Annotated in this window: 24 protein-coding genes and 1 pseudogene; 16 read left to right on the top strand and 9 right to left on the bottom strand. The window is 70.5% G+C overall.

Translation table 11 applies throughout. From position 1 onward, the window contains the following. Nucleotides 1–30: 30 nt before the first annotated feature. From ACNYS0_RS38325 to ACNYS0_RS38275, 11 genes and pseudogenes are all read left to right on the top strand, one after another. Complete coding sequence (locus tag ACNYS0_RS38325; RefSeq protein ID WP_422480713.1) at nucleotides 31–2,115, top strand: glycoside hydrolase family 2 protein; 2,085 nt, start codon at nucleotides 31–33, stop codon at nucleotides 2,113–2,115. Nucleotides 2,116–2,183: 68 nt separating this feature from the next. Further along, the gene (locus ACNYS0_RS38320) at nucleotides 2,184–3,839 is read left to right on the top strand and encodes an RICIN domain-containing protein (protein WP_422480711.1); all 1,656 of its coding nucleotides are present in this window, start codon (nucleotides 2,184–2,186) and stop codon (nucleotides 3,837–3,839) included. A gap of 136 nt (nucleotides 3,840–3,975) precedes the next feature. Then, entirely contained in the window at nucleotides 3,976–5,574 is a 1,599-nt protein-coding gene (locus tag ACNYS0_RS38315; protein ID WP_422480709.1) for a hypothetical protein, read from the top strand. 189 nt (nucleotides 5,575–5,763) lie between these two features. Further along, nucleotides 5,764–6,147 (top strand): annotated as a pseudogene (locus tag ACNYS0_RS38310) (PhzF family phenazine biosynthesis protein); the annotation flags it as partial. A 136-nt stretch (nucleotides 6,148–6,283) separates the two neighbouring features. Then, a complete protein-coding gene (locus ACNYS0_RS38305; RefSeq protein WP_326015817.1) occupies nucleotides 6,284–6,379 on the top strand; it encodes an Ms4533A family Cys-rich leader peptide in 96 nt (31 codons plus the stop codon). A gap of 218 nt (nucleotides 6,380–6,597) precedes the next feature. Beyond that, nucleotides 6,598–8,316: an ABC transporter substrate-binding protein gene (locus tag ACNYS0_RS38300; RefSeq protein ID WP_422480707.1), complete on the top strand. Its 1,719-nt coding sequence runs from the start codon at nucleotides 6,598–6,600 to the stop codon at nucleotides 8,314–8,316. A gap of 2 nt (nucleotides 8,317–8,318) precedes the next feature. Beyond that, nucleotides 8,319–9,353, top strand: a complete 1,035-nt coding sequence (locus tag ACNYS0_RS38295; RefSeq protein WP_422480705.1) for an ABC transporter permease — start codon at nucleotides 8,319–8,321, stop codon at nucleotides 9,351–9,353. Beyond that, the gene (locus tag ACNYS0_RS38290; protein WP_422480703.1) at nucleotides 9,350–10,339 is read left to right on the top strand and encodes an ABC transporter permease; all 990 of its coding nucleotides are present in this window, start codon (nucleotides 9,350–9,352) and stop codon (nucleotides 10,337–10,339) included. Before ACNYS0_RS38295 ends, ACNYS0_RS38290 begins: the two co-directional genes overlap by 4 nt. Beyond that, nucleotides 10,336–11,964, top strand: a complete 1,629-nt coding sequence (locus tag ACNYS0_RS38285) for a dipeptide ABC transporter ATP-binding protein (protein WP_422480701.1) — start codon at nucleotides 10,336–10,338, stop codon at nucleotides 11,962–11,964. Before ACNYS0_RS38290 ends, ACNYS0_RS38285 begins: the two co-directional genes overlap by 4 nt. Before the next feature lie 320 nt (nucleotides 11,965–12,284). Next, complete coding sequence (locus ACNYS0_RS38280) at nucleotides 12,285–12,749, top strand: MerR family transcriptional regulator (RefSeq protein WP_422480699.1); 465 nt, start codon at nucleotides 12,285–12,287, stop codon at nucleotides 12,747–12,749. Between the two features lie 17 nt (nucleotides 12,750–12,766). Next, on the top strand, nucleotides 12,767–13,738 hold the full coding sequence (locus ACNYS0_RS38275) for an SDR family oxidoreductase (RefSeq protein ID WP_422480697.1): 972 nt from the start codon (nucleotides 12,767–12,769) through the stop codon (nucleotides 13,736–13,738). A 153-nt stretch (nucleotides 13,739–13,891) separates the two neighbouring features. Here ACNYS0_RS38275 and ACNYS0_RS38270 read toward each other — a convergent pair whose 3' ends face one another. Continuing rightward, nucleotides 13,892–14,548 carry a TetR/AcrR family transcriptional regulator gene (locus ACNYS0_RS38270; protein ID WP_422480695.1) on the bottom strand — a complete coding sequence of 219 codons (657 nt, stop codon included), beginning with the start codon at nucleotides 14,546–14,548 and terminating at the stop codon, nucleotides 13,892–13,894. Nucleotides 14,549–14,659: 111 nt separating this feature from the next. Here ACNYS0_RS38270 and ACNYS0_RS38265 point away from each other — a divergent pair, with 111 nt between their 5' ends. Further along, entirely contained in the window at nucleotides 14,660–15,703 is a 1,044-nt protein-coding gene (locus ACNYS0_RS38265; protein WP_422480693.1) for an NADP-dependent oxidoreductase, read from the top strand. A 128-nt stretch (nucleotides 15,704–15,831) separates the two neighbouring features. On the opposite strand, the gene ACNYS0_RS38260 is transcribed toward ACNYS0_RS38265, so the two are convergent. Next, the gene (locus tag ACNYS0_RS38260; RefSeq protein WP_422480691.1) at nucleotides 15,832–16,590 is read right to left on the bottom strand and encodes an SDR family NAD(P)-dependent oxidoreductase; all 759 of its coding nucleotides are present in this window, start codon (nucleotides 16,588–16,590) and stop codon (nucleotides 15,832–15,834) included. A gap of 149 nt (nucleotides 16,591–16,739) precedes the next feature. Between ACNYS0_RS38260 and ACNYS0_RS38255 the strand changes: the two genes are divergently transcribed. Continuing rightward, on the top strand, nucleotides 16,740–17,387 hold the full coding sequence (locus ACNYS0_RS38255) for a TetR/AcrR family transcriptional regulator (protein ID WP_422480689.1): 648 nt from the start codon (nucleotides 16,740–16,742) through the stop codon (nucleotides 17,385–17,387). A 58-nt stretch (nucleotides 17,388–17,445) separates the two neighbouring features. Here the strand turns inward: ACNYS0_RS38255 and ACNYS0_RS38250 are convergent, their stop codons facing one another. After that, entirely contained in the window at nucleotides 17,446–18,399 is a 954-nt protein-coding gene (locus ACNYS0_RS38250; protein WP_422480687.1) for a zinc-dependent alcohol dehydrogenase family protein, read from the bottom strand. A gap of 151 nt (nucleotides 18,400–18,550) precedes the next feature. Between ACNYS0_RS38250 and ACNYS0_RS38245 the strand changes: the two genes are divergently transcribed. Beyond that, the gene (locus ACNYS0_RS38245) at nucleotides 18,551–19,483 is read left to right on the top strand and encodes an AraC family transcriptional regulator (RefSeq protein ID WP_422480685.1); all 933 of its coding nucleotides are present in this window, start codon (nucleotides 18,551–18,553) and stop codon (nucleotides 19,481–19,483) included. A 78-nt stretch (nucleotides 19,484–19,561) separates the two neighbouring features. Here the strand turns inward: ACNYS0_RS38245 and ACNYS0_RS38240 are convergent, their stop codons facing one another. Continuing rightward, complete coding sequence (locus ACNYS0_RS38240; protein ID WP_422480683.1) at nucleotides 19,562–19,867, bottom strand: TetR/AcrR family transcriptional regulator C-terminal domain-containing protein; 306 nt, start codon at nucleotides 19,865–19,867, stop codon at nucleotides 19,562–19,564. Here ACNYS0_RS38240 and ACNYS0_RS38235 point away from each other — a divergent pair. Beyond that, nucleotides 19,866–20,624, top strand: a complete 759-nt coding sequence (locus ACNYS0_RS38235) for an MFS transporter (RefSeq protein ID WP_422480681.1) — start codon at nucleotides 19,866–19,868, stop codon at nucleotides 20,622–20,624. The genes ACNYS0_RS38240 and ACNYS0_RS38235 overlap by 2 nt on opposite strands. Nucleotides 20,625–20,813: 189 nt before the next feature. After that, nucleotides 20,814–21,068 (top strand): hypothetical protein, encoded by a 255-nt coding sequence (locus ACNYS0_RS38230; protein ID WP_422480679.1) that lies wholly within the window; start codon nucleotides 20,814–20,816, stop codon nucleotides 21,066–21,068. 138 nt (nucleotides 21,069–21,206) lie between these two features. Here the strand turns inward: ACNYS0_RS38230 and ACNYS0_RS38225 are convergent, their stop codons facing one another. Genes ACNYS0_RS38225 through ACNYS0_RS38205 form a run of 5 tightly spaced genes read right to left on the bottom strand, consistent with a single transcriptional unit; the run spans nucleotide 21,207 to nucleotide 25,739 of the window. Next, a complete protein-coding gene (locus ACNYS0_RS38225; RefSeq protein ID WP_422480677.1) occupies nucleotides 21,207–22,298 on the bottom strand; it encodes an LLM class flavin-dependent oxidoreductase in 1,092 nt (363 codons plus the stop codon). Continuing rightward, complete coding sequence (locus tag ACNYS0_RS38220) at nucleotides 22,295–23,170, bottom strand: ABC transporter substrate-binding protein (protein WP_422480674.1); 876 nt, start codon at nucleotides 23,168–23,170, stop codon at nucleotides 22,295–22,297. The genes ACNYS0_RS38225 and ACNYS0_RS38220 overlap by 4 nt, the downstream gene beginning before the upstream one ends. Beyond that, the gene (locus tag ACNYS0_RS38215; RefSeq protein ID WP_422480671.1) at nucleotides 23,171–23,917 is read right to left on the bottom strand and encodes an ABC transporter ATP-binding protein; all 747 of its coding nucleotides are present in this window, start codon (nucleotides 23,915–23,917) and stop codon (nucleotides 23,171–23,173) included. After that, complete coding sequence (locus ACNYS0_RS38210) at nucleotides 23,914–24,741, bottom strand: ABC transporter permease (protein ID WP_422480669.1); 828 nt, start codon at nucleotides 24,739–24,741, stop codon at nucleotides 23,914–23,916. Before ACNYS0_RS38210 ends, ACNYS0_RS38215 begins: the two co-directional genes overlap by 4 nt. Continuing rightward, complete coding sequence (locus tag ACNYS0_RS38205) at nucleotides 24,738–25,739, bottom strand: NrtA/SsuA/CpmA family ABC transporter substrate-binding protein (RefSeq protein ID WP_422480667.1); 1,002 nt, start codon at nucleotides 25,737–25,739, stop codon at nucleotides 24,738–24,740. Before ACNYS0_RS38205 ends, ACNYS0_RS38210 begins: the two co-directional genes overlap by 4 nt. Nucleotides 25,740–25,748 lie beyond the last annotated feature (9 nt).

Here is a 25,748-nt window from a genome sequence, read left to right as displayed (position 1 = left end):
TTCGGCTCACGATTTGGAGCACACCCACGCATGTCCCTTCCCCGCCCCGAATACCCGAACCCGCACTTCGACCGCTCGCACAACTGGCAGAGCCTGAACGGCGCGTGGGATTTCCGGGCCGATCCCGCCCAAGCACACACTGCCGCCGAGACCGCAGGCTACGACCAGCAGATCACGGTGCCGTTCGCCTGGGAGACCCCGGCCTCCGGCATCGCCGCGCACTGGCTGGAGACCGCCTGGTACCGCCGCACGTTCACCGTGCCGACGGCCTGGGACGGTCAGCGCCTGGCACTCCACTTCGGCGCGGTCCACCACGCGGCCACCGTATGGGTCGACGGCACCGAAGTGGTCCGCCACGAAGGCGGCTACACCCCGTTCAGTGCCGATGTGACCGACGCCCTCGACGGACGGGAGGAGCACCTGCTCGTCGTCCGTGTCCACGCACCCGCCGACAAGCTGGACATCGTCCACGGCAAGCAGCGCAGCATGCCCCGGGACGACTACGACGGCGTCTGCTTCACCCCGTCCTCCGGCATCTGGCAGAGCGTCTGGCTGGAGCCTCGCCCCGCCACCCACCTCACCGCGCTCCAGTTGCGCCCGAACCGGGACCTGACGGGCATCACGGTGGAAGCCTCCGTGCAGGGCCCGAACAGCGACGCCGCGGTGCTGCGCCTGCGGGTCCGCGGTGAGGACTCCGCCGCCACCGTGGGCACAGGGCCCGACGGCCGCGTCACTACAGAACTGCGGCTGCCCGACCCGCAGTTGTGGTCACCGGACAACCCCCACCTGTATTACGTCGACGCGGAGTTGACCGGCGCCCACGGCATCGATCGCGTCACCGCCTACACCGGACTGCGCTCGATCACCGTGGACGGCGAGACGCTCCACCTCAACGGACGCCGACTGTTCGTCCGCGGCGTTCTGGACCAGGGGTACTGGCCCGACACCGGGATCACCGCCCCCGACGACGCGGCCCTTCGCAAGGACCTGGAACTCGCGGCGGGGGCCGGGTACAACCTCGTGCGCAAGCATCTGAAGCTGGAGGATCCGCGCTTCGTGCACCACGCCGACACACTCGGCATGCTGCTGTGGGCCGAGCCCGCCTCTCCCGGACGATTCTCCGCACGGTCCACCGCCCGGTTCGTCGAACAGCTCGAGCCGATGGTGGCACGCGACGGCAACTCCCCCGCCATCATCATCTGGGGCCTGTACAACGAGGAGTGGGGCCTGGACTGGGACATCCCCGGCGACCCGGCGAAGCAGCGGGCGGCCATCGACGCCTACGACCGGCTCAAGGCGCTCGACCCGACCCGGCCGGCGGTCGAGAACTCCGGCTGGACGCACGTCAAAACCGACCTCCTGGACTGGCACTACTACGACGAGAGCGCCGCCTCGTGGGCCACCACGGTCGCTGAACTTCTCAGCGGGCGGCGCGACGACTTCCCCGTGAAGCTCGGCCCGGACTGGGTCGTCGACAAGCAGCTCGCGGTCCCCGGACAGCCGCTGCGCGGCCTGCCCAACCTCAACAGCGAATACGGTGGCGGCTTCACCGGCCTGGAGCGGGCCTGGCACCTGCGCTGGCAGACTCAGGAGCTGCGCCGCCACGACCGGCTCGCCGGGTACGTCTACACCGAGTTGTACGACATCGAGCACGAAAGCGCCGGGTTGCTCGACTTCCACCGCTCGGTCAAGGACCTCGCGGGCGTCACCCCGGCCGATGTGAACGCTGCCACTACGCTCGTTCTGGATGTCACGCCGATCGCCCCTGGACGCGATCTGCTCACCACCGCCCGCGAGTTCGCGGTGGGCCTACGGATCTCTCACCACGGCGACGATCCCGTCGAGGGCGCCGTGCACACCGTTTGGACGCCCGTGTACGCGGCCGCACCCGCCTCCCCCGGCATACCTGTGCCCGGCTGCCGCGCCGAGGCCAAGCCCTTCGTCCTCGGCGAGCCCGTCAACATCCCGGCGGTGCTGCCCGACGGCTGGACCAGCGGCCGACTGCACCTTGCCCTGGTGGACCAGGGCGCCGTCGTGGCCCGCACGGCACTCGACGTGGACACCCGGACCGCCCCGCAGCTCGGGGACGATCCCGTGGCCCGGCAGGGCGAGTGATCTCGGCAACCGTACGCCCGACTGTGCACCATTCGTCTTCCCCTTCACGAAGGAGTGGTTCCGTGCGCATGCCCACCCTGAGACACAAGGCACCGGTCTTACTCGGCGTCCTCACGCTGTTGGCCGCACTGATGTCCCTGTGGCCCGCGCCCGCCTTCGCGGCGCCGACCGGCCAGATCCTCGCCTCGCCCGACCTGTCCGCCCATCCTCAGGGCGACGACAGCTATCCCCGGGCCGTCCGCCTCGACCACGACGGTTCCGCGGGCCGGACGATGCTGTCCACTTTCGCCCGCCGCAACCAGGGCGGTCCCTCCTCACTTCCGATCCACCGCAGTACCGACGGAGGCCAGAGCTGGAGCACTTCCCCCCTCTCCACCATCACCTCGCACACGGCCGGCTGGGACTTGGAGGCCCCCGTGCTGTACGAGGTGCCCCGCAGCGCGAACGGCCTGAACGCCGGCGACCTGCTCGCCGCCGGAACCGCCTGGCGCGCCGGTGACTACACGTCGCAGAAGATCGAGGTCTTCAAGAGCACGGACCACGGACAGAGCTGGCAGTACCTGTCCAACTGCACGCAGAGCAGCGGAATGCCGAACACCATCGGCAGCGGCATCTGGGAGCCGTGGTTCCTGCTGGCTCCGAACAACACGCTCGCCTGCTTCATCTCCGACGAACGCCCGGCGAACACACCGACCAACAACCAGGTCATCGGCCACTACACCTCGACCGACGGCGGGCGCAGCTGGAGCGCGTCCCTGACGCAGGACGTGGCGTTCCCCTCCGACAACCTGGCCCGGCCCGGCATGTCGATCGTCGTCCCACTGCCGAACGGCACCTTCATGATGGCCTATGAGATGTGCCGGGATGCCACCGACGCCGACCACGCCTGCGCGGTGTACACGAAGACGAGTCCCGACGGCCTCAACTGGGGACCGGCCGACGATCCGGGCACTCTCGTGCAGACCAGTGACGGTCGCCAGCTCCTGCACACCCCGTACCTGGCCTGGCAATCGGGTGGCGGCCCCAATGGCACCCTGCTGCTCTCCGGCCAGCGCGTGGTGACCGGCCCCACCGGCAACAAGGACGTCATGGCGGAATCCGGCACGGTCCTGTTCGCCAACACCAGCCTCGGCAAGGGCGACTGGACCGAGATCGAAGCGCCCGTGGAGACCAACCCGACCGGCGGCTACAACACCGGCGAGCCGTCCTGCCCCGGCTACAGCTCCCCGATCGTCCCGCGCGCCGACGGCACCGGCTTCCTCTATCTGACCGCCACCTGGCTCAGCACCGGCAACCAGTGCCAGGTCCGCTTCAACACGGGACAGCTGGGTGGCCCCGTCGGCCAGGTCACCACACCCTGGGTGTCCGGCAAGTGCCTCGACGTGGACACCAACACCAACACCAACGGCAATGCCGCACAGCTGTGGGACTGCGGCATCGCGACGGGTCAACGCTGGTCGATCGCCCCGGGAGACACCGTGCGTGCGTTCGGCCGCTGCCTGGACATAGACGCCAACGGCACGGCCAACGGGACCAAGGTGCAGCTGTGGAACTGCAATGGTTCCGGTGGCCAGCGCTGGCAGCACCAGGCCGACGGATCCCTGCGCAACCCGCAGTCCGGCCGCTGCCTCGACATACCCGCGGGTGCCACGGCGAACGGCACCCGCCTGCAGATCTACGACTGCAACGGGCTCGATACCCAGAAGTGGAACCTTCCCTCCTGAGGAGGGCCCGGAGACCGGACGCAGGAGGCGCCGCTTCCTGCGTCCGGAATGTCGGTGGGACGAGGCCGATCGGTGCAGGGTCGAAGCGCCGACTCCGCACTATATTCGGCTTCGTCGGCGACAGGAGGCCGTCATCATGACCACCGACCTCGACCTGGAGATCCAGGCAGAGCCGGTCCCGCCCTACGAAGAGGACATCGCCCGGATTCGCGAAGGTCTGCTCCAACACCCGTCCATCGCCAAGGCATTGGGGAGTGCACGAGCCCGTCTGCTCTCACTCGTCCCCGAACCGGATCCCCGCAGGACCGAGAAACCGCTGCCGTCCGACCGGTTCACCGCACAGATCTACGACTACGACGCGGAACGTGTCCTCGCTGTCACAGGAGACCTGCGAGCAGCAGACCCTGACCTCCCCGGCGAACTGAGCATCACCGCCTACGCCGCGCAGCCTCACCCCACCACCGACGAGTTCGCGGAGGCCGTGGCCGTCGTTCGTGAGGACGCCCAGCTGGGCGATCAGATCCGCTCCGGCCTCGTCACTCCGTTCCGCCCGATGCCACCCCTCGTGGCGCATGAAGATCTGGACGGGCGGACCAGGCGCACATTGGGGGTGGGGTTGCTCCGTACCCATGAGGAGCATGTGCAGGTGGTCGCGGTACTGATGTCCGAGCGGCGCGTCCTGCACGATCTCACCCAGCGGCTGCCCCATGGGGCGGCCCGTTGTGAGCCCACGGCGCCCGACGACCGATGTGCGGCCACGGGCAGCGTCGGACAGGTCAACTTGACCGTCTCCCAAGGCGGGCAGACGCTGTGGCAGCTCCAGGTGGTCAGGCCCGCGGCGTCCTCGGGCACCAACGGTTCCGGGGTGGAACTGCGGCATGTGCGCTACCGGGGCCGGACGGTGCTGTACCGGGCCCATGTCCCGATCCTCAATGTCGAGTACACCCCGGGCACCGCGGCGGGCTGCGGTCCGACCTACCGGGACTGGCAGAACTCGGAAGCATGCTTCCAAGCGAACGGTCAGAACGTCGCACCGGGTTTCCGACTGTGCCCCAGCCCCGCGCGCACGATCCTCGACACCGGCTCGGACTCAGGGAACTTCCGTGGCGTGGCGATCTACCTGCTCGGCCAGGAGGTGGTCCTGGTCAGTGAGTTGATGGCGGGCTGGTACCGGTACGTCAGCCAGTGGCGGCTGCACGCCAACGGCACCATCCGTCCCCGGTTCGGCTTTGCCGGGGTGAACAACCCGTGCACCTGCCGGGAACACCGCCACCATGTGTACTGGCGCTTCGACTTCGACGTGGGAGGAGCCGCACCGAACACAGTGGAGGAGTTCAACGATCCTCCGTTGAACCCCGGAGGGAACAATTGGCACACCAAGATCTGGGAGATCCGCCGTCCCCGCGATCCGGCACGCCATCGTCGCTGGCGCGTGCGCAACACCGCCGGCGGCCAGGCCTACCACTTGACGCCTGGTGCCACCGACGGCACCCAGGACGCGTTCGGCGTCGGTGACCTCTGGGCACTGCGCTACCGGGCGAGCGAACTCGACGACGGCCAGCACTTCACCACCGACCCGCAGTTGTCCCGGGCTCGTCTCGACACTCTGCGTACACCGGCCGAGTCCCTGCTCAATACGGATGTCGTGCTCTGGTACGCAGCTCATTTCACGCACGACGCAGCCCACTCGCACGGTCACATCCTGGGCCCCGACCTGACGCCCGAGAACTGGTGACGTCTTCCCTCTTCCGTCTCCCTGTAGGCACTCGCGGTCACCCCGCACCGCTGAGGTTGAACTCCGTGATGTGGCGCGGTTGTTCGGGCGGTTCTGGTGGTAGCGACTCGACCAATCCACAGGTCTGCCAATCCACTAGTCCGCGATTGGCCTTGGTGGGCCTCCTCCGCCGTCCCCTACCGTCCGGGCATGCGAATCCACATCGTCGACGCGTTCACCGACCGCCCCTTCGCCGGGAACCCGGCCGGAGTGTGCCTGCTGCCCGCCGGGGCGGTGTGGCCGGCGGACACCTGGATGCAGCAGGTCGCAGCCGAGGTGAACCACGCGGAGACGGCGTTCGCGCTGCCCACCCCCGACGACGCCGGGTCCGACTGGGCGATCCGCTGGTTCACCCCGCGTGTCGAGGCCCGGCTGTGCGGTCACGCCACCCTGGCCACGGCCCATGTGCTGCGCACCGAGCGGGCGATCCGCGGCACCGTGCGGTTCCGCAGCCGCTGGCACGGTGTGCTCGTCACACGGTCAGCCGACGCGGAGGGCGGGGGCGGTATCACCCTGGACTTCCCGGCGGCGCCGGCGATCTGCACGCCTGAACGTCCCACCACCGGCACCGTGCACGTCCCACCTCAAGCGCGGCACCCGCGCCAATGCGGTCGCCCCCGGGCTGGGCCCGCGTTGACTTCCCGCTGGTCACCGGGCCATACTCCCCCTCATGTCACGCAGCCCCGTCACCTCCGAGCGAGCCACCATTGAGTTGGCTCTCATCGGCGTGACCGGGCTCAGCGTCGCCGACATCCACTGTTGCTGACGCTTGCCCGAGAGCACGCGAACGCACCGGCCGAGTTCCGCGATCCAGCGGCCCCGGCCCGTACCGAACTGCCGTGCCCGGGCGCATTTTCGTCCGCAGGCGCGGCAGCATCCTTTTTTCCGGCCGGTTCCCGTACTCCGTGACCGCCCCGTGTGATCGCTCATGTCGCCGCCTGCGCAGTTCCCGTTCCAGGCAGCACTCCGAGAGGTCTCCTTCCGATGCGTCAACCCTCCGTCATATCGCGCCGACTGACAGCGGCACTGGCCGTGTCCGCCCTCGCCGTCGGCGCCGCCGCCTGCGGACCCGAGGACGGCAAGGGCGGCGCCTCCGGAGCGGCGGGCGCGCCCAAGAAGGGCGGCACGCTCTCCGTCCTCAACAGCGAACCGCAGTCGGACTTCGACCCCGCCCGGCTCTACACGTCCGGCGGCGGCAACGTCCCCTCCCTCGTCTTCCGTACGCTCACCACCCGCAACCGGGAGGACGGCGCGGCCGGCGCGAAGGTGGTGCCCGATCTGGCCACCGACCTGGGAAGACCCAGCAAGAACGCCACCGTGTGGACGTACACGCTCAAGGACGGCCTCACGTACGAGGACGGGGAGAAGATCACGAGCGCCGACATCAAGTACGGCATCGAGCGCTCGTTCGCGGCCGAGCTGTCCGGCGGCGCCCCGTACCTGCGGGACTGGCTGATCGGCGGCGCCGACTACCAGGGCCCGTACAAGGACAAGAAGGGCCTCGACTCGATCGAGACGCCCGACGCGAAGACCATCGTCTTCCACCTGAACAAGCCGGAGGGCGAGTTCCCCTACCTGGCGACGCAGACCCAGACGACCCCGGTACCCAAGGCCAAGGACACGGGCACCAAGTACGAGGAGCACCCCGTCTCCTCGGGCCCGTACAAGGTCGTCAGGAACGAGAGCGACGGCCAGCGGCTCGTCCTGGCGCGCAACCCGCACTGGTCTGCCGCCACCGACAAGGAGCGCAAGGCCTACCCCGACAGGATCGACGTCCGCTCCGGGCTCGACTCCGCCGTCATCAACCAGCGGCTCTCCGCCTCACGCGGTGCCGACGCCGCCGCCGTCACCACCGACACCAACCTCGGCCCGGCCGAACTCGCCAAGGTCGCCGGGGACAAGGACCTCGCCGCCCGCGTCGGCACCGGCCACTTCGGCTACACCAACTACATCGCCTTCAACCCGAAGGTGAAGCCGTTCGACGACCCGAGGGTGCGCAAGGCGATCTCCTACGCCGTCGACCGCTCCGCCGTCGTCAACGCGGCCGGCGGCTCTTCCCTCGCCGAGCCCGCCACCACTTTCCTGCCCGACCAGAAGTCCTTCGGGTATACGCCCTACGACCACTTCCCGGCGGGCAGGTCCGGCAACGCGGCGAAGGCGAAGAAGCTGCTCAAGGAGGCCGGTTACGCCAAGGGTCTGACCGTCACCCTCGCGCACTCCAACGCGAAGGACTTCGCCACCAGCCCGGAGATCGCCACCGCGCTCCAGGAGGCGCTGAAGAAGGCGGGCATCACCGTCAAGCTCCAGGGCCTGGAGGACAACGACTACAACGACACGATCCACGACGTGAAGAGCGAGCCCGGCTTCTTCCTCTCCGGTTGGGGAGCCGACTGGCCCTCCGGCGGCCCGTTCTTCGCGCCGATCTTCGACGGGCGCCAGATCGTCAAGGACGGCTACAACTTCAACACCGGCCAGCTGAACGACTCCTCGGTCAACAAGGAGATCGACGGCATCAACAAGCTGACCGACCTGAAGGCCGCGGCGAAGCGCTGGGGCGCGCTCGACAAGAAGGTCGGCGAGCAGGCCCTGACCGTGCCGCTGTTCCACCCGGTCTACAAGCGGCTCGTCGGCGGTGCGGTCAAGAACGTCGTCATCAGCGACTGGACGGGCGTCCTCGACATCTCGCAGGTCGCGGTCAAGTAGCCATGGCCGAAGCACTCCTCACCGAGGCGGCCAAGGACGCGGGGGCGGCCGGCGCGGCCGCCCCTGCCTCCGGGGGCCGACCCTTCTGGCGCCGGTTGCGCGCCCGCCGCTCGGCCCTCGTCGCCGCCGCCCTCGTCGCACTCCTGATCCTGGTCGCGCTCGCCGCACCGCTGCTCACCGCCCTCGAAGGGCAGAACCCCACCACCTACCACCCCGGCCTCGTCGACTCCGCCACCGGCGGGGTGCCGATCGGCTCCCTCGGCGGGATGAGCGCCGACCACTGGCTCGGCGTGGAACCCCTCACCGGTCGCGACCTGTTCGCCCGCGTCGTGTACGGGGCCCGGGTCTCGCTCGGTGTCGCGCTCGCCGCGACGCTGGTCCAGGTCGTGCTCGGGGTCGGCATCGGCCTCGCCGCCGGGCTCGGAAACCGGTACGTCGACCAGGTGCTCAGCCGGGTCACCGACGTCATGGTGGCGCTGCCCATCATGGTGATCGCGCTCGGTGCGCTCGCCGTCGTCCCCGCCGGGTTCCCGCGACCGGTCCTGATCGCCGTCGTCATCGGCCTGGTCGGCTGGGCCGGCACGTCGAAGATCGTGCGGGCCCAGACACTCGCCCTGAAGTCCCTCGACCACGTCGCCGCCGCGCGGCTCAGCGGCTGGAGCCCCTGGCAGGTCGCCCGGCGCGAACTGCTGCCCGGCCTCGCCGCGCCCGTCATCACCTACGCCGTCCTGCTCTTCCCGGCGAACATCGTCGTCGAGGCCGCCCTGTCGTTCCTCGGCGTCGGCATCAAGCCGCCCACTCCGTCGTGGGGCCAGATGCTGACCGACGCAGACACCTGGTACCAGGCCGCCCCCACCTATCTGTTGATCCCCGCCGTGCTGCTCTTCGGCACCGTGCTGGCCCTGACCGTCCTCGGCGAGGGCGTCCGCGTCGCACTCGACCCGCGCGCCGAGTCCCGGCTGCGGGTCGGCACCGGCCGCAAGGCCGAGACCGGCGCACGGGCCGGTACCGGTAACAAGGAGGAGACCGAGGCATGAGAGGTTTCCTGATCCGCCGCGCCGCAGGAGCGCTCTTCGTCCTGTTCGCGCTCAGCGTCGTCGTCTACACGGCCTTCTACGTCGCTCCCGGCGACGTCGCGCAGATCGCCTGCGGCCCGCGCTGCTCACCCGCGCAGGTCGCCCAGGTCAGCGCGCAACTCCACCTGGGCGACCCGCTGTACGTGCAGTACGCGCACTTCGTCGAGGCGCTCTTCGCCGGCCGTGACTACTCCACCGGCACCGGCGTCCTGCACTGCCCCGCGCCCTGCCTCGGACTCTCGTACCAGAGCGATCAGCAGGTCACCGCGCTGATCCTGACGAAGCTCCCGGCCACCGCCTCGCTCGTCGCCGGCGCCTTCGTGCTGTGGATGCTGCTCGGCGTCGGCACCGGACTGCTGTCGGTGTGGCGGCGTGGCCGGCCGACCGAGCGGATCCTCACCTGGATCACCCTCGCGGGACTCGCCACGCCGGTCTTCGTGATCGGGCTGCTGCTCATCATCATCCTGGTCACGGCGCTTCAGATCCTGCCGTTCCCGGACTACGTGCCGCTCACCGACGACCCCGAACAGTGGGCCTGGAACCTGCTGCTGCCGTGGATCTCGCTGGCCCTCGTCTCCGCGGCCCCGTACGCGCGGATGACGCGCTCGGCGATGCTGGAGACCCTCGCCGAGGACCACGTGCGCACCTTCCGCGCGTACGGGGTCGGCGAGCGCACCCTGGTCGGGCGGCACGCCCTGCGCGGCGCCCTCGCTCCCGTGATCGCGCTCGGCGCGCTGGACATCGGCTCGATGTTCGGCGGGGCCGTGCTGACCGAGTCGCTCTTCGGGATCCCGGGGGTGTGCCGCGAACTCGTCGCGGCCGTCAAGAACGTGGACCTTCCGGTCGTCGTCGGCCTTGTGCTCGTCACCGGGTTCTTCGTCGTCCTCGCCAATGCCGTCGCGGACGTCCTCCAGGCGATGGCCGACCGACGGGTGGTGCTCGCATGAGTCTGGTCGAAGTCACCGATCTCTCCCTCTCCTTCGGCCCCGTGCGGGCGGTGGACCGGCTGTCGTTCTCGCTGGAGCCCGGCCGCGCCCTCGGCGTCGTCGGCGAGTCCGGATCCGGCAAGAGCGCCACGGCCCAGGCACTGCTCGGCCTCCACCGGGGAACCGGTGCCGAGGTCACCGGATCGATCAACGTCGCGGGCGTGGACGTGCAGGCCGCCGACGACCGGGAGCTGCGGGCCCTGCGGGGCGCGAAGGCCGCGATGGTCTTCCAGGACCCGCTGTCCTCGCTCGACCCGTACTACGCGATCGGCGACCAGATCGCCCAGGTGTACCGGGTGCACCACCGCGTCTCCCGGCGGGCGGCCAGGGCCCGCGCCGTCGAGGTCCTCGACCGGGTCCGGATCCCCGACGCGGCCCGGCGCTCCCGCGCGCGGCCGCACGAGTTCTCCGGCGGCATGCGGCAGCGGGCGCTGATCGCGATGGCGCTGGCCTGCGAGCCGCAGCTGCTCATCGCCGACGAGCCGACCACCGCCCTGGACGTCACGGTGCAGGCCCAGATCCTGGACCTGCTCCACCAGTTGCGCCGCGAGACGGGGATGGGCCTGCTGCTGGTCACCCACGACGTGGGCGTCGCGGCCGAGTCCGTCGACGATGTGCTGGTCATGCGGTCGGGGCGGGCCGTCGAACGGGGGCCGGTCTGCGAGGTGCTGGGCGCTCCCCGGGAGCCGTACACCCGCGCCCTGTTGGCGGCGGTGCCCCGCATCCCGGACACGGGCGGCGCGCCGGCCGGAGAGGCTCCGCGGGAGGCCGAGGTGCCCGACGCCGGTGAGCCGCTCGTCGAGGCTGTCGACGTACGGCAGGTGTTCGGCAGGGGCGGCCGCACCGTAGCGGCCGTAGACGGTGTCTCACTCACGGTCCGGCGGGGCGAGACACTCGGCATCGTCGGCGAGAGCGGAAGTGGCAAGACCACCCTCGGCCGCATGCTCGTCGGCCTCCTCGCCCCCACCTCAGGCACCCTCACCCGCCACGCCCGTGTGCAGATGGTGTTCCAGGACCCCGTCTCCTCGCTCAACCCGCGCCGCTCGATCGGGGAGGCCGTCGCCGATCCGCTCCGGGCCTCGGGCCGGCGCGACGAGGCGAGGATCCGGGAGCGGGTCGGGGAGCTGCTGCGCCGGGTGGGCCTCGACCCCGGGCAGTACGGGCGCTATCCGCACGAGTTCAGCGGCGGCCAGCGCCAGCGCGTCGGCATCGCGCGGGCGCTGGCCGCCGAGCCGGAACTCCTCGTGTGCGACGAGGCCGTCTCCGCACTCGACGTCACGACGCAGGCCCAAGTCACCTCGCTGCTGGCCGAGTTGCAGAAGGAGCTCGGCCTCGCCCTGGTCTTCATCGCCCACGACCTCGCGGTCGTCCGCCAGGTCAGCGACCGGGTCGCCGTCATGCGCCAGGGCCGCATCGTCGAGGAGGGCTCGGTGGACCAGGTGTACGCCGCGCCCCGCGACGCCTACACCAAGGAGCTGCTGGCCGCCGTGCCCACCCTCGACCCCGACCTGGCCGCGGCGCGCCGCACCGGGCGCGCCAAGCTGCGGTCAGGGCTTGGTGGTGGCGACCTGGTCGGCGTGCGCTGACGGCTCGGGGGTGGCCGAGACGGCCCCTCGAGGCTTTCGACCACGCCGGGGAGCAGTACGACGGCCTCCGTGCTGCTCCACTCGCTGGATCGCTACCGCCATTTCCGCTGACCCCGGGCGCCGGACCGGTGCTCCTCCCCCGGACCTCGAGCCGGGGCGTCTCCCCCTGTACGGACCTGACCGGGGCACCCCGGCTTCACGCACGATTTCAGCCACCGTCGGGCGCCGCCCCACGGCTCCCCCGGGGCACCCGTGATCCCCTGGCCCGGCTCGTCGGCACGGTTTGACTTCAAGCGCTTGAAGTGTCGCAGGCTGGAGTCATGACAGCGACGGACCAGGTGGCCGACGGCTCCCAGTTGACGATTCAGCAAGTGTCGAGGCTGAGCGGACTCTCGGAGCCCACTCTGCGCTATTACGAGAAGATCGGCCTGATCGATGCCGTGGACCGGGACGAGAGCAGTGGGCACCGGCGCTACGGGTCCGCCGTTGTGGAGACGATCGAGGCACTGGCCTGCCTGCGCTCGACCGGCATGAGCGTGCGTGACATGCGCACCTACCTTCTTCACCTCGACAGCCGGGACGCTCCCCGGCTGCGCGAGCTCTTCCGGGTCAACGCCGAGCGCGTCACCCAGGAGATCGATCGCATGCGCGTCCGGCAGCAGTATCTGGACCTCAAAGCCGATCTGTGGGACGCACGGGACCGCGGCGACACCGCTGCCGAAGACCGAGCCATCACTGCCCTTACGGCGATCACCGCCGACCTCACCGGCGCAGCCACCCCTTGAACCCGCAGGAGATGAACATGGACAACAGCCTCGTCCTCGTCACGGGCGGCAGCGGCCATCTCGGCTCGCACATGGTCACCAGCCTGCTCGCGCGGGGACATCAGGTGCGCACGACCGTCCGCTCACCGGACCGGGCTGCCGATGTCCGCGCGATGGTGCCGCAAAACACCGCCGACCGGCTGGAAGTGGTGACTGCGGACCTGTCCGCGGACGCGGGCTGGCCCGACGCCGTTGCGGGCTGCACGCACATCGTGCACGTCGCCTCTCCGTTCCCGGCCACGCAACCGGACGACCCCGATGAACTGATCGCCCCAGCGCGTGACGGTGCGCTCCGCGTCCTGCGCGCGGCCTGCGGCGCCGGCGTCAAGCGCACCGTGCTGACCTCGTCGTTCGCCGCGATCGGCTACAGCCCCAAACCGGATGCCGCTCCCTACGACGAAAGCGACTGGACCGACCCAGAGGCCCCCAACACCCCCTACGTCCGCTCCAAGACCATCGCCGAGAGTGCCGCCTGGGAATTCGTCGCCCGTGCGGGCAACGGGATGGAGCTGTCGGTCATCAACCCCACCGGCATCTTCGGTCCCCTCCTCGGACCACATCTGTCCGCCTCCACCGGCCTGGTAAAGGCGATGCTGGACGGCACGATGCCGGCGGTTCCCGAGCAGTACTTCGCCGTGGTCGATGTGCGGGACCTCGCCGACCTCCACGTGCGGGCCATGACGCATCCCGCCGCCGCGGGCGAGCGGTTCCTCGCCGCCGGAGGCGAGGCCATCAGCCTCCTTCGGATGGCCAGAATCCTCGCTGCGAACATGGGCGAAGCCGCGGCGAAGGTCCCGGCCCGCGAGCTCCCGAGCGGCCAAAAGGCCTCCGTCCCGGTGCTGAACACCGGCAAGGCCCGCTCCGTCTTCGGCTGGATGCCTCGCGACACATCAACCACGATCGTCGACACCGCGACCAGCCTCATCCGCCTGAACCTGGTGGAGAACTGAGCCGAGGAGGGCGAGATACGTGTTTCGCTCTGTGTTGTGTTCTTGACCCCGGGTCAGGTTCCGCCCCAGTTGGGGGTGGCTTCGTGAACCCCTGGGTGCCGGGCGGGCGTTGGGCGGGGTGGACGCCGATGCCCAGACTGGCGCCGTGTTCGTTCAGCTGTGCCGCGCGGGACGAGGTTCCGCTTCGGCACCGCCGTTCCCTGCCGCCTGCGCCTTCTCCACCTTCTCCGCCTTCTCCGCCTCCTCCGCCGCCTCCGCCTCCTCCGCCTTGACCAGGATCGCGCTCGCGACCACGTCGAAGAGGTGGTCGGCGCGGGGCGCGAGCGAGGGCTGGTCGCCGAGCCATGCGAGCGCCGCCACCAGCGCGAACAGATCGGTGCCGTCGATGTCGGCGCGGGCCGCGCCCGCGGCCTGGGCGCGCGTGAGGAGTCGCGCGCCGGCCGCGCGCAGGGTGACACACGAGGCGTGGAGCGCGGATTCGGTGTCCTCGATGGCCGCGGCCATCAGCACGGTCACACCCCGGTACTCGGTCGTCCACGCGACACAGTCGCGCAGCCACGAGACGAGAGCCTCCCGGGGGTCGCTCACCCTCTCCAGCTCGTCCGCCTTGGCCGTCAACTCGTCGAAGCTCGTGCGGAGAAGGGCATCGAGCAGCGCCTCGCGGGTCGGGAAGTGCCGCAGCAGCGTGGCGAGCCCGACGTCCGCCCTGCGGGCGATGTCGCGCAGCGACACGTCGACACCCTGCTCGGTGATGGCGGCGCCCGCTACGGCGAGCAGGTGGTCGCGGTTCTTTCTGGCGTCGGCCCGCATGTGTCCCTCTTGACTATCCGGATCAGTGGTCCATATATTCGGATCAGTGGTCCAGTTATGTGGATCGCCGATCCGAATCAGCGTATCCCGCGGTCCAGGCAGGGGAAGAAGATGTCGACACACACGATGCGGGCGGTCCGGCTCCACGAGCACGGCGGCCCCGAAGTTCTGCGCTACGACGAGGTACCCGTTCCCGAGCCGGGCCCTGGCGAGGTGCTCGTCCGCGTGCACGCCATCGGTGTCAATCCTCCTGACTGGTACCTGCGCGGCGGGCTGACCACGATGCCCGGCGAGCCGGACTCGACGGTCACCCTGCCGGTGATTCCGGGAACGGACGTGTCGGGCGTGGTCGAGGCCGTCGCCCCGGACGTGGACAACCTCTCCGTGGGCGACGAGGCCTTCGGCCTCCTGCGCTTTCCCAGCTTCAACGGCAGCGCCTACGCCGAATACGTCGCCGCCCCCGCCTCCGACCTCGCCGTCAAACCGGCCGGCATCGACCACGTGCACGCCGCCGGGGCACCCATGGCCGGCCTCACCGCGTGGCAGTTCCTGATCGAACTCGGCCACGATCACCCTTCACCCTTCCAGGAGGCACGGCATCGTCCCAGGGCACTCGACGCCGACACCACGGCCCTCATCAACGGCGCCGCGGGCGGCGTGGGGCACTTCGCCGTGCAGCTCGCCAAGTGGAAGGGCGCGCAGGTCATCGCGGTGGCATCCGGCGCGCACGAACCGTTCCTGAAGGATCTCGGCGCCGACCGGTTCATCGACTACACCAAGAACCGGCCCGAGGAACTCACACACGACCTCGACCTCGTCCTGGACACCGTCGGCGGACCCCACAGCAGCCGCTTCCTGCGCACGCTCAAGCGCGGCGGCGCCCAATTCCAGGTATTTCCCGGGGACTTCGACGCAGAAGAAACCGCGAACCTGGACGTCACGGTCTCCACCGCCCAGGTCCGGTCGAGCGGCGTGCAGCTCGCCCAGCTGGGGCACCTGCTCGACACCGGCGTCGTCCGCGTCGCGATCGACAGCACCTTCCCGCTGGCGGACGCACGAGCCGCACACGAGCGCGCCGCACGGGGCCACATCCGCGGCAAGATCGTGCTCACGGTCGACCAGGAAAACGCCCCCTCTCCCACTTCTGCCAGATGACGGGCGCGACACACGGTGTGCCGCTCCATCTCCCGCTTCTGCCAGATGACGGGCGCGACACACGGCGTGCCGCTCCCTCTCCCGCTTCTGCCAGGTGACGGGCGCGGCACACGATGTGGGCAGGGGCCCTACAGCAAGGCGCCGCCCGATACTTCGAGGCGCTGAGCGGTGACCCACCGCAGGTCCTCGGAGGCGAGCGCGGCGATGGCGTCGCCGATCTCCTGCGGTTCGCCGACGCGGCCGAGCGCGGTCTGCGCGCTCAGACTCTCGCGCATCTGCGCGTCGTCGCGCATGGCACCGCCGTTGAAGTCGGTGGCGGTCGGCCCCGGCGCGATGGCGTTGACGCGGATCTTGCGCGCCCCCAGCTCCACGGCCAAGGTCCGGCTGAGGGCCTCGACCGCCGCCTTGGAGGCCGAGTAGACCGAGGTGCCTGCACTGGTGTGGCGGCTGAGGGATGAGGAGACGTTGATGATCCGGCCCCCGTCGGCCAGTACGGGCGCGAGCGCCTGGACGAGGAAGAACGTGCCGCGCACGTTGGTGTCCATGATCGCGTCGTAGTCGTCGACCGTGACCGCTTCCAGCGGTCCGAACAGCCCGATCCCGGCGTTGTTGACCAGGACGTCCAGCCGGGTCGCCTCCCAGCGCTCCAGTTGCGCGGCCAAGCGGGAGACGAAGGCGGGGAACGACGCGACGTCGCTGATGTCCAGCCGCAGCGCGGCGGCCGTGGCGCCGGCTTCCTGAACGTTCTTGACCGTCTCCTCGGCCTCCTGCGCGTCGCCGCGGTAGGTGACGATGACGCGCAGCCCGTGCCGGGCCAGCGCCTGGGCCGTGGCCCGGCCGAGGCCGCGATTGCCGCCGGTCACCAATGCGACCTTGCCTGACTCCATGAGTGCTTCTCCTTGGGGAACGGGACGACGCCGGGCGGGAGCGCTTCCGCCGACCAGAGGCGAGTCACACGACTCGCCTCCCTTTCGAGGTAACCACCCACCCAGTGGCGAGTCAAGTGACTCGCCTCACCATGGGGCATACTGGGCCGATGACCGCAGGACTCTCCGCGCACCATCAACGACTCGCTCAGCGCAAGCGCGAGGCGATCACCGCAGCGGCCACGAAGCTGTTCCTGGAGCGGGGCTACGACGGGACCTCGCTGGCGAAGATCGCGCAGGAAGCCGTCGTCTCGAAGTCCACGCTGTTCAAGCAGTTCCCCACCAAGGCGGCGCTCTTCGAGGCCATCGTCACCGAGTACTGGAAGGGCGGTCCCGACCCGACGGCGCCCGCGACGCAGCCCGGTGACCTGCGCGCCGGCCTGAGCGCGATCGGCCGCCAGTACGCCGATCTGATCGGCCGGCCCGCGATGGCGGCCCTCTTCCGCATCGTCATCGCCGAACTGCCGCGCTTCCCGGAACTGGGACGGGCTCAGTTCGAGCTGGGCAAGCTGCCCTACTTCGTCTCCGTCCAGCACTACCTGGAGGCCCAGCACGCCGCCGGCACCGCGGTGGTACCCGACGCGGAGAGCGCCACCAACCAGTTTCTCGGCATGATCGCCAACTACGTCCTGTGGCCGCGGATGCTGCTCGCCGACTGGAGCCCCGCGCCTGCCGACGTCGACCAGGCTGTCGACGAAGCGGTCACGACGATGCTCGCCCGTTACGGCCATGGCGCCGACGACCGGCAGCGCTCCTGACGACCGGCAGCGCTCCCGAGGGCTCCGGCACCGCCGCAAGTGCGCCGCCGCCACCGCATCAGCCGTGGCTGATGACAACCTTGCCGAACCGCCCCCGCTCCGCATCGTGGGCGAACGCCTCCGGCGCCTCGTCGAACGCGAAGACGCGATCGATGACCGGGGTCAGGCGGTGGCGGGAGATGTCCCTGTTCATCTGCTCGAACTCGCTTCGGCTGCCGACGCTGACGGACCTCAGAGTCGCCGCGCGCCGAAAGAAGCGTGTCAGTTCCATGCCGCCGCCCGACGCGAGGTTGCCGACCAGGGCGATCTGCCCTCCGTGGGCGATGGCCTCGACGGACTGCGCCACGGTTTCGGCGCCGCCGCCGATTTCGACGATGCGGTCGACGCCGCCGTCCGTCAGCGTGTGCACCCGCGCGCCCCACTCCCGGGTGCTTGTGTAGTCGACGACATCGGACGCGCCGAGGGCGCTGAGGCGGCGGGCCTTCTCGGTGCTGGACGTCGTGGCCAGCACACGTGCGCCCTGCGAGCGGCCGAATTGCAGCGCGAAGAGCGACACGTTCCCCGAACCCTGGACCAGCAATGTGTCCTCCGGACCCACACCGCGCACGGCCGACCACGCCGTGAGGGCGGCGCAGGGCAGCGTGGCCGCCTCCTCGAAGGACAGCAGGTCCGGCACCGCCACGAGACTCTGCTCGTCAACCGCGAGGTACTGAGCCAGCCATCCGTCACGTTGCGTGCCACGCAGCTCGCCCCACCCCGGGAACCGGCCCTGCACCCAGTCCGGATGGAAGGTACCCATGACACGGTCCCCGACCCGGAACCGCGTGGCCCCCTCGCCCACGGCCTCCACGACGCCCGCGCCGTCGGAGAGCGGGATGCGTCCTGTCGGCACGGGGACGGAGTATGTGCCCGCGACGATGAGGCGATCGCGTGCGTTCACGGAAGTGGCCATCACGCGTACGAGCACCTGGCCCGTCGACGGACGCGGTGTCGGGCGCTCGGCCGAGGCCATCAGCCCTCCGCCCGCTTTTATGTGAAAGGAGCGCATATCTTCCTTCTCCACCCTTTCGTTCGGTGATGATCACCAGGCTAGAAGGGCGTTGCTGGACGCGTTGTATCTTGAGATCCGCCATTTAGTGCAGATCGTCCAGGAGGGCGGCCGGATGGACCCGATCGACGATCTCCTCGCCACGATGAAGGTCGAGGACGCCCGCTACGTGTGCGTGGACGCCCACGCCCCGTGGGGCATCTCGTTTCCCCCGCGACACCTCGCACGGTTGGTGCTGGTCGCCGACGGCTCGTGCCTGTTGGAAGCGGACTCACTGGATCAACCTCAGTGGCTGGAGAAGAACGACTGCATTCTGGTTCGCGCCGGTGTGGGGTTCACACTCCAGGACGCTCCGGGCCGCGAGGTCGTCGACTGCGACGGTCTCACCTTCCAGGAGTCGGGCCACTCGGCGAGAGCCGGCGGCGAGGGCGAGCCGACCCGCGTCGTGTCCACGCGGTTCGCCTTCGACGCGGTGGCGGCCGAGCCCCTCTTCGCGCTCCTGCCACCACTGTTCAGGCTGAACCTGGACGACGCCGCGAGCCGGCTCCTGCACACGACCTTCGACCTGATCGCCCGAGAGAACGCGGCGGACGGCCTCGGCAGTGGCTTCATCATGAGTCGCCTGTCCGACGTGCTCTTCGTCCAGGCACTGCGCACCTGTTGCGCGGATGTCAGGAGCGGCACCGTCGGCTGGATCGCCGCGCTGCGCGATCCCCGCCTGGCGTCCGCCGTACGGCAGTTGCACGCGGACCTGTCCCACCCCTGGACGGTCGAGGAACTCGCCCACGCGGCAGGAATGTCGCGTTCGGCGTTCGCCGCCCTGTTCAAGGAGAAGACGGGGGACACTCCGCTGGGCCACCTCACCGCATGGCGCATGTACCGGGTGAAGGTCCTGCTCCGCGACACGGACCTGAGCATCCAGGAGATCGCCGTCCGGGTCGGCTACGACACCGGAACCTCGCTGAGCCGCGCCTTCGCCAAACGCGAAGGCGTCTCCCCCGGGGCCTGGCGGGCACAGACGGAACCGAAGGCTCTGCCCCGGACATAGCGCGAACGCCGCTGTGCCGTCGCCATCTCCGCTTGCCTACGCCTCAGTTGACGCCCATCGCCCGAAGAGAGCCATGGGTCAGTCCGCCGCGGGAGTCTCGGCCCCGTAGGCGTGCAGGAAGGTGTCGACCGCGGCGTCGGCGAGCTCGCGCAGTTCCGCGGGGCCGATCGTGCGGGTGCCGAGCCGTGAGCGGACTTCCAGCGGGCCGGTGATCAGGGCGAGGAACTGCTCGGCCGCGAACTCGGGGTCGCAGGGGCGCAGTCGGCCCGAGACGGTGAGGCGGGACAGCCGGTCCGCCAGAGCCTCGCCGACCCGCAGCACGGCCTGGGCCGTCGACAGGGTCGGCGGCAAGAAGCTGTGGCTGTCCGGCCTGGGGCTGTTCATGGTCGGCTCCGTCGCCTCGGGGTTCGCCTGGGACATCGGGAGCCTCATCGCCTTCCGTGTCCTTCAGGGCTTCGGCGCCGGGCTCCTGGATCCGCTGATGCTCACCCTGCTGGCGCGCGCCGCGGGTCCTGCCCGGGTCGGCCGGGTGATGGGACTGATGGGCGTCGTCAGCTCGACAGGACCCGTCCTCGGCCCGATCGTCGGCGGTGTCATCCTCCAGGGCCTCGACTGGCGCTGGATGTTCTTCGTGAACGTGCCGATCGTGATCGCCGCGTTCCTGCTCGCCCGCCGCGATCTGCCCGCCGACTCCCCCGGCGAGCAGGCCTCCGTGGGCAGGCTCGACGTGGTCGGGGTCGCCCTCATCGGCCCGGGTGTCGCCGTCGGTGTGCTCGCCCTGTCGGAGGTCGCGCTGCGCGGCACGTTCGCCACCTGGCAGGTGCTGCTGCCGCTGGCCGCCGCCGTCCTGCTCCTGGCCGGTTACGCGGTGCACGCACTGCGCAAGCGCGAGACACCACCGCTGATCGACCTGCGACTGTTCCAGCGCGCCAGCTTCACCGCGAGTGTCGTCGCCGCGGCCGTCCTGGGCCTCGCCACGTTCGCCGGCATCTTCGTGATCCCGCTCTACTACCAACAGGTGCGCGGCACCGGCGTGTTGGAGGCCGGTCTCCGACTCGCCCCGTTCGGCGTCGGATCCGCGCTGGTGATCCGCTGGCGGGTCGGCTGTCCGACCGCTGGGGCTCGCGCAATCCGGCCCTGACCGGTGCGGTGACGGCGCTCCTCAGTTCGCTGGCGTTCTCCCGGTTCGACGCGGAGACCGGTCAGTTCCGGCCGCTGCTGGCCGCGTTCACCCTCGGTGTCGGCACGGGCTCGGCCGGAGCGCCGGTCATCGGCTCCGTACCGGACGCTGCCTCCCGCGCTCGTCCCGCAGGGCAGTTCCGTGCTGTACATGCTCAATCAGCTCGGGGCGTCACTTGGTATCGCTCTGGTGGCGCTGCTCATGCAGAACGCAGGTCCGGACCGTCCCGTCGCCGGGTTCCAGCACGCGTACACGGCCGTCGTCGCGGCGCTGCTCGTCATGATCGTCGCGGCCTTCTTCATCCCGGGGAGGGCCACTCCCACGCCCACGCCACCCGCGGGACCGGGCGCCGCGGAGGCTCCGCCGTCCGCCGCCCAGGGCGGCGGAGAACAGCCTGCCAGGTGAGCGGCGGGGTGCCTCACCGGAACACTGGGCGGGCCCACCCGCTGCGTCGCGTCCGGCGTCCGCCACCAGGTCACCGGCAGCCTGCTCACGCCGACCAACAGGGCCTCCTCGCGGGTGCGTCGCGAGGAGGCCGGACCGTCACCTTCGTCCGCCCACCCCCAGAGCGGGGAGAATCGTCTCCGCCACCCGATAGGCCTCTTCGAGGAGGGGGTTTCCGGAGAGGATGAAGGTGTCGACGCCCAGGCCCCTGAACTCCCGCAGGCGCTCGATGACTTGGGCCGTCGACCCGACGACGGCGGTGCCGGGGCCCGGGCGGAACAGGCTCATGCCCGGCCACAGGTTCGGGTGGGTCTCCAGTTCGCGGGCGCGCGCGGGGACGCGGCCGCCGTGCTGGCGGAACTGGCGCTGCCAGCCCGTCCCGTCCTCGCCGTCCTTCGCACCGAGCCGACGTGCGTACGTGGCCTCGCTCGTGACGTCGAGGAGTCGGTCGGCGGCGGCCCATGCCTCGTCCTCCGTGTCGCGGACGATGAGGTGCAGGCGCAGTCCGATGCGCAGGGTCCGCCCGTACGCTGCGGCGCGGGCGCGGACCCGGTCGAGCTTTTCCCTGAGGAGGTGCGGGGGTTCGGCCCAGGTGAGGTAGACGTCGACGTGTTCAGCCGCCATCTCGATGCCCGGCTCCGAGGAGCCGCCGAACCACAACGGCACGTGCGGGGTCTGCACCGGCTTCAGGTCGCGGAAGGAGGCGCCCGCGTCTCTGAGGTCGTAGAAGCGGCCCTTGTGGTCGAAGACCTCGCCCGCCGTGAGGCGTTTGACGACTCCCCAGTATTCGGCGCTGAGCTCGTAGCGTTCGTCGTGCTCGACGTGCAGCCCGTACTCGCGCAGCGACGTGGTGGAGCCATTGACGACGTTGAAGCGCAGGCGGCCGCCGAAGAGGGTGTCGAAGCTGAGAGCCATCTTCGCGAGCAGGGTCGGCGAGATCAGGCCCGGGTGGACCGCGAGCAGCGGCTGGAAGGCGGGGCTGGTCGAGGCGGCCAGGGCGCTGCCCAGCGGCCACACGTCGTAGAGGTCGGTGGCGAGCAGGGCCCCGCTGTAGCCGAGGCGTTCGACGGTTCCGGCGAGTTGCTGGAGGTAGCCGAGGTCGACCGGTCGGCGGCCGTCCGGCTCCCAGGGGTACGCGCCCTCGCGGGGGATGATGTACCAGAGGACTTCGGGGGCGTCGGTGGTCGTCACGGCCGGTGCTCCCCCGCGCCCGCGACGGCGTCCGCCACTACGACGGCCCGCTCGATGAACCCTGTGCGTACGAAGATGTCCGCCGCCTCCTGCTGTTCGGCGAGGAAGGCCGCCGTGACGTCCTCGATGTGCCAGGGCAGTGACTTCAGGGCGGTCTCCCAGTCGTCGACGCCGCCGCCCTGGTGGTCTGCGGCGATCTCGGAGGCCTCGCGGGGGTGCGTCCTGGCCCAGTCGTCCGCCCGCCGCAGCGCGCGGACCAGGGCGGCGATGATGTCGGGGCGCTGTTCGGCGAGGTCACGGCGGGCGAAGAAGACGGAGCGGTCCGTGATGACGTCGGCGGTGCGCAGCAGGACGCGCACGCCTCCGGTGCGCAGCGCGGCGACGAGGTCGGGGCCCTGTGCCACCCAGGCGTCGATCTCGCCCGCGCGCAGCCGCTGTTCGCTGTCGTCGGCGGAGCGTTCGGCGGTGATGTCGGTGGCGTAGGAGAGCCCGGCCTCGTCGAGGGCCTTGGCCACCAGGTGGGTCTGCCAGGAGCCGATCGCGAGGTGCACGGTGGTGCCCTTGAGGTCGGCGGCGCTCTGGTGCGGGCTGTCGGCCAGGACGAGCAGTGCGCCGTGGTCGGGGCGGGGCGCGGAGGCGGCGGTGTAGACGATGTCGTGGCCCGCGGCCTGGGCGGTGATGGGCGGGGTGGAGCCGGTGCCGCCGAAGTCGATGACGCCGTCGGTCAGGAGTTCTCCGGTGCGTACGCCGTTGGTGTACGGGTGGAAGGCGGCGCTCTCGCCGAGTGCCGCGAGTTCTTCCTGGGCGTAGTCCAGGCGGGAGAGGTAGTAGAGCGTCGGATTGCTGTTGTGGACACCGATGGTGACGGTCATTCAGGGGGCTCCTGTCGGGAGGGGCGTGCGGGTGGTGGGGTGGACGCCGAGGTCGGCGAGGAGGCGGCGGCGCAGGTCGGCGAAGGCGGGGTCGCCCGGTTCGCGGGGGCGCTCGACGGTGACGCTCTCGTCGGTGACGAGCCGTCCGTCGCGCAGGACGCAGACGCGGTCGGCGAGGCGGACGGCCTCGTCGACGTCGTGGGTGACCAGGAGGACGGCGGGCCGGTGGATGCGGCACAGGTCGCCGACGAGGTCCTGCATTTTCAGCCGGGTGAGCGCGTCGAGGGCGGCGAACGGCTCGTCCAGGAGCAGGAGTTCGGGTTCGCGTACCAGGGCGCGGGCCAGCGCCACCCGCTGGGCCTCGCCGCCGGAGAGGGTTCCGGGCCAGGCGTCGGCGTGCCCGTCGAGGCCGACCTCGGTGAGCGCGGTGCGGGCCCGGTCCTGGGTGGCGCGGCCGCGGGGCAGGGCGACGGCGACGTTCGCAAGCACCTTCTTGGACGGGACGAGGCGGGGCTCCTGGAACACGATGGTGCGGGCCTGGGGCACCAGCACTTCGCCGTCGTCGGCGCCGTCGAGCGCGCCGAGGATGCGCAGCAGGGTCGTCTTGCCGCTGCCGCTCGCGCCGAGCAGTGCCACGAACTCGCCGCGCCGGATGGTGAGTTCGATGCCGTCGAGGACCGCGCGGTCACCGAAGACGCGGCGCAGGCCGTGGATGTGGACGGCTGTGTCGCCGGTGGGGGCGGTCATCGTGCGGCCCCCTGTGCGGCCGCACGCCAGGGCATCAGGAGGTGTTCCAGCAGGCGTACGACGGCGTCGGCGGTGAGGCCGAGCAGGCCGTAGACCACGATGCAGACCGCGAGGATGTCGGTGCGGGCGTAGCTCTGGGCCTGGGCCATCAGATAGCCGATGCCGGCGGTGGCGTTGATCTCCTCGGCGGCGATCAGGGCGATCACACTGAGCGTCATCGACAGGCGCAGGCCCGACAGGAGCGAGGGCAGCGCGCCGGGCAGCACGACCTCGCGGACGACGGCGAGGCGGCTCATGCCGAAGCTGCGCATGGCCCCGACGAGTTTGCGGTCGGCGTTGCGGACACCGCCGTAGGTGGCGACGTACATGGGGAAGGTGGTGGCGACGGCGATCAGGAGGATCTTGGCGGCCTCGTTGATGCCGAACCAGACCATGAACAGCGGTACCAGGGCGAGGAACGGGATGGTGCGCAGGGTCTGGATGGAGGAGTCGAGGAGTTCGTCGCCGAGGCGGGTGAAGCCGGTGACGACGCCGAGGGTGAGTCCGGCGGCGAGCCCGATGACCAGGCCGATGCCGGAGCGGGTGAGGGACGTGGCCAGCGCGTCGGGCAGCTGGCCGTTGCCCCACAACTCGCCCACCGCGGAGACGACTTGCGCAGGGGACGCGAGAACGTCCTTGGTGAGGAGGCCGGTCGCGGACGCGAGCCACCACACGGCGAGCAGTCCGAGCGGTCCGAGGGCCCGGACGAGCGCGGCGTGGCCGCGGCGGCGGGGGCTGACGCGGGGCGGACGGGGTGCCACCAGGGTGGTGCCGGGGGTCGTCATGACAGTTTCTCCACGTCCAGGACGTGGGCCGCGATGTCCACGGTCGTCCTGGTGACCTTCTGCGCGGCGTAGAACCGGGCGACTTCCTTGAACCGCTTGATGTCGTCCTGGGTGATGGGTTCGACGGTGCCTGCCTGCCGGGTGATGGCGATCTGGGCGGTCTTCGCGGCGCCGGTGAGGGCTTGCGGTCCGGCGTCGGTGTTCACGTTGAGGTAGGCGGCCGGGTCCCGCTGTGCCTTGGCGCTGGCGGTGTGCAGGTAGTCGTAGAGGGCGCGGACGACCTCGGGGTGCTGGTCGGCGAAGTCGGTGCGGACGGCGTTGAGGCTGTAGTTTTCGGAGCCGAGTTGCTTGCCGGTGGCGATGAACTTCGCCTTGCCGGTGCCGAGTTCGGCGACCGAGTTCGCCGCCCAGGCGGCCCAGGCGTCGACCTTGCCACTGTTGAAGACGGCCGCGGTCTGTTCGGGCTTCAGGTAGACACGCTTCACCTTGGAGGCGGGGATGTCGTGCTCGGCGAGGGCCTTGAGGAGGAGGTACTCGCCGGTTCCGCCCTGGTTGACGGCGACCTTCCTGCCGACCAGGTCCTCGACGGAGTCGATGCCGGAGCCCTTCGTGGCGAGGATGCCCTCGCCCGCGCCGTCGGGGGCGGTCGCCGAGAAGAAGGTGAAGCCGGGGGTCTGGGTGAGCGAGGTGATGCCGGAGGTGATCGAGCCGGTGGCGATGTCGAGCTGATTGGCGTTCATGGCCTGCGCGGCGGGCGCGAACGGGCCCGCGCTGCCGGTCCACTCGACCTTCGCGTGCACTTTGGCGAGGGCCTTGTCGAGGCTGCCGTCCTTCTTGCCCACGGCGAGGACACCGGAGTTGCCGGGGTCGGGGATGCGGACGGTGATCTGCTCCCCCGCTCCCTTGCCTGCGTCGGCCTCCGATGTGCCGCACCCGGAGGCGAGGACGCTGAGCGCCGCGGCTGCGGCGAGGGCGGCGACGGGTTTCGGTATGCGCATGGCGGGGGT

It is taken from the genome of Streptomyces anthophorae (assembly GCF_049310305.1).
Taxonomy (GTDB): domain Bacteria; phylum Actinomycetota; class Actinomycetes; order Streptomycetales; family Streptomycetaceae; genus Streptomyces.
Note: the sequence above shows the minus strand (reverse complement) of the source record. Positions and strands in the feature narration are given on the sequence as shown.

Bases quoted from the DNA above. Each gene is read 5' to 3' on its own strand.
- ACNYS0_RS38325 (WP_422480713.1), top strand. From the start codon at position 31: ATGTCCCTTCCCCGCCCCGAATACCCGAACCCGCACTTCGACCGCTCG.
- ACNYS0_RS38320 (WP_422480711.1), top strand. From the start codon at position 2,184: ATGCCCACCCTGAGACACAAGGCACCGGTCTTACTCGGCGTCCTCACG.
- ACNYS0_RS38315 (WP_422480709.1), top strand. From the start codon at position 3,976: ATGACCACCGACCTCGACCTGGAGATCCAGGCAGAGCCGGTCCCGCCC.
- ACNYS0_RS38305 (WP_326015817.1), top strand. From the start codon at position 6,284: ATGTCACGCAGCCCCGTCACCTCCGAGCGAGCCACCATTGAGTTGGCT.
- ACNYS0_RS38300 (WP_422480707.1), top strand. From the start codon at position 6,598: ATGCGTCAACCCTCCGTCATATCGCGCCGACTGACAGCGGCACTGGCC.
- ACNYS0_RS38295 (WP_422480705.1), top strand. From the start codon at position 8,319: ATGGCCGAAGCACTCCTCACCGAGGCGGCCAAGGACGCGGGGGCGGCC.
- ACNYS0_RS38290 (WP_422480703.1), top strand. From the start codon at position 9,350: ATGAGAGGTTTCCTGATCCGCCGCGCCGCAGGAGCGCTCTTCGTCCTG.
- ACNYS0_RS38285 (WP_422480701.1), top strand. From the start codon at position 10,336: ATGAGTCTGGTCGAAGTCACCGATCTCTCCCTCTCCTTCGGCCCCGTG.
- ACNYS0_RS38280 (WP_422480699.1), top strand. From the start codon at position 12,285: ATGACAGCGACGGACCAGGTGGCCGACGGCTCCCAGTTGACGATTCAG.
- ACNYS0_RS38275 (WP_422480697.1), top strand. From the start codon at position 12,767: ATGGACAACAGCCTCGTCCTCGTCACGGGCGGCAGCGGCCATCTCGGC.
- ACNYS0_RS38270 (WP_422480695.1), bottom strand. From the start codon at position 14,548: ATGCGGGCCGACGCCAGAAAGAACCGCGACCACCTGCTCGCCGTAGCG.
- ACNYS0_RS38265 (WP_422480693.1), top strand. From the start codon at position 14,660: ATGTCGACACACACGATGCGGGCGGTCCGGCTCCACGAGCACGGCGGC.
- ACNYS0_RS38260 (WP_422480691.1), bottom strand. From the start codon at position 16,590: ATGGAGTCAGGCAAGGTCGCATTGGTGACCGGCGGCAATCGCGGCCTC.
- ACNYS0_RS38255 (WP_422480689.1), top strand. From the start codon at position 16,740: ATGACCGCAGGACTCTCCGCGCACCATCAACGACTCGCTCAGCGCAAG.
- ACNYS0_RS38250 (WP_422480687.1), bottom strand. From the start codon at position 18,399: ATGGCCTCGGCCGAGCGCCCGACACCGCGTCCGTCGACGGGCCAGGTG.
- ACNYS0_RS38245 (WP_422480685.1), top strand. From the start codon at position 18,551: ATGGACCCGATCGACGATCTCCTCGCCACGATGAAGGTCGAGGACGCC.
- ACNYS0_RS38235 (WP_422480681.1), top strand. From the start codon at position 19,866: ATGGTCGGCTCCGTCGCCTCGGGGTTCGCCTGGGACATCGGGAGCCTC.
- ACNYS0_RS38240 (WP_422480683.1), bottom strand. From the start codon at position 19,867: ATGAACAGCCCCAGGCCGGACAGCCACAGCTTCTTGCCGCCGACCCTG.
- ACNYS0_RS38230 (WP_422480679.1), top strand. From the start codon at position 20,814: ATGCTCAATCAGCTCGGGGCGTCACTTGGTATCGCTCTGGTGGCGCTG.
- ACNYS0_RS38220 (WP_422480674.1), bottom strand. From the start codon at position 23,170: ATGACCGTCACCATCGGTGTCCACAACAGCAATCCGACGCTCTACTAC.
- ACNYS0_RS38215 (WP_422480671.1), bottom strand. From the start codon at position 23,917: ATGACCGCCCCCACCGGCGACACAGCCGTCCACATCCACGGCCTGCGC.
- ACNYS0_RS38210 (WP_422480669.1), bottom strand. From the start codon at position 24,741: ATGACGACCCCCGGCACCACCCTGGTGGCACCCCGTCCGCCCCGCGTC.
- ACNYS0_RS38205 (WP_422480667.1), bottom strand. From the start codon at position 25,739: ATGCGCATACCGAAACCCGTCGCCGCCCTCGCCGCAGCCGCGGCGCTC.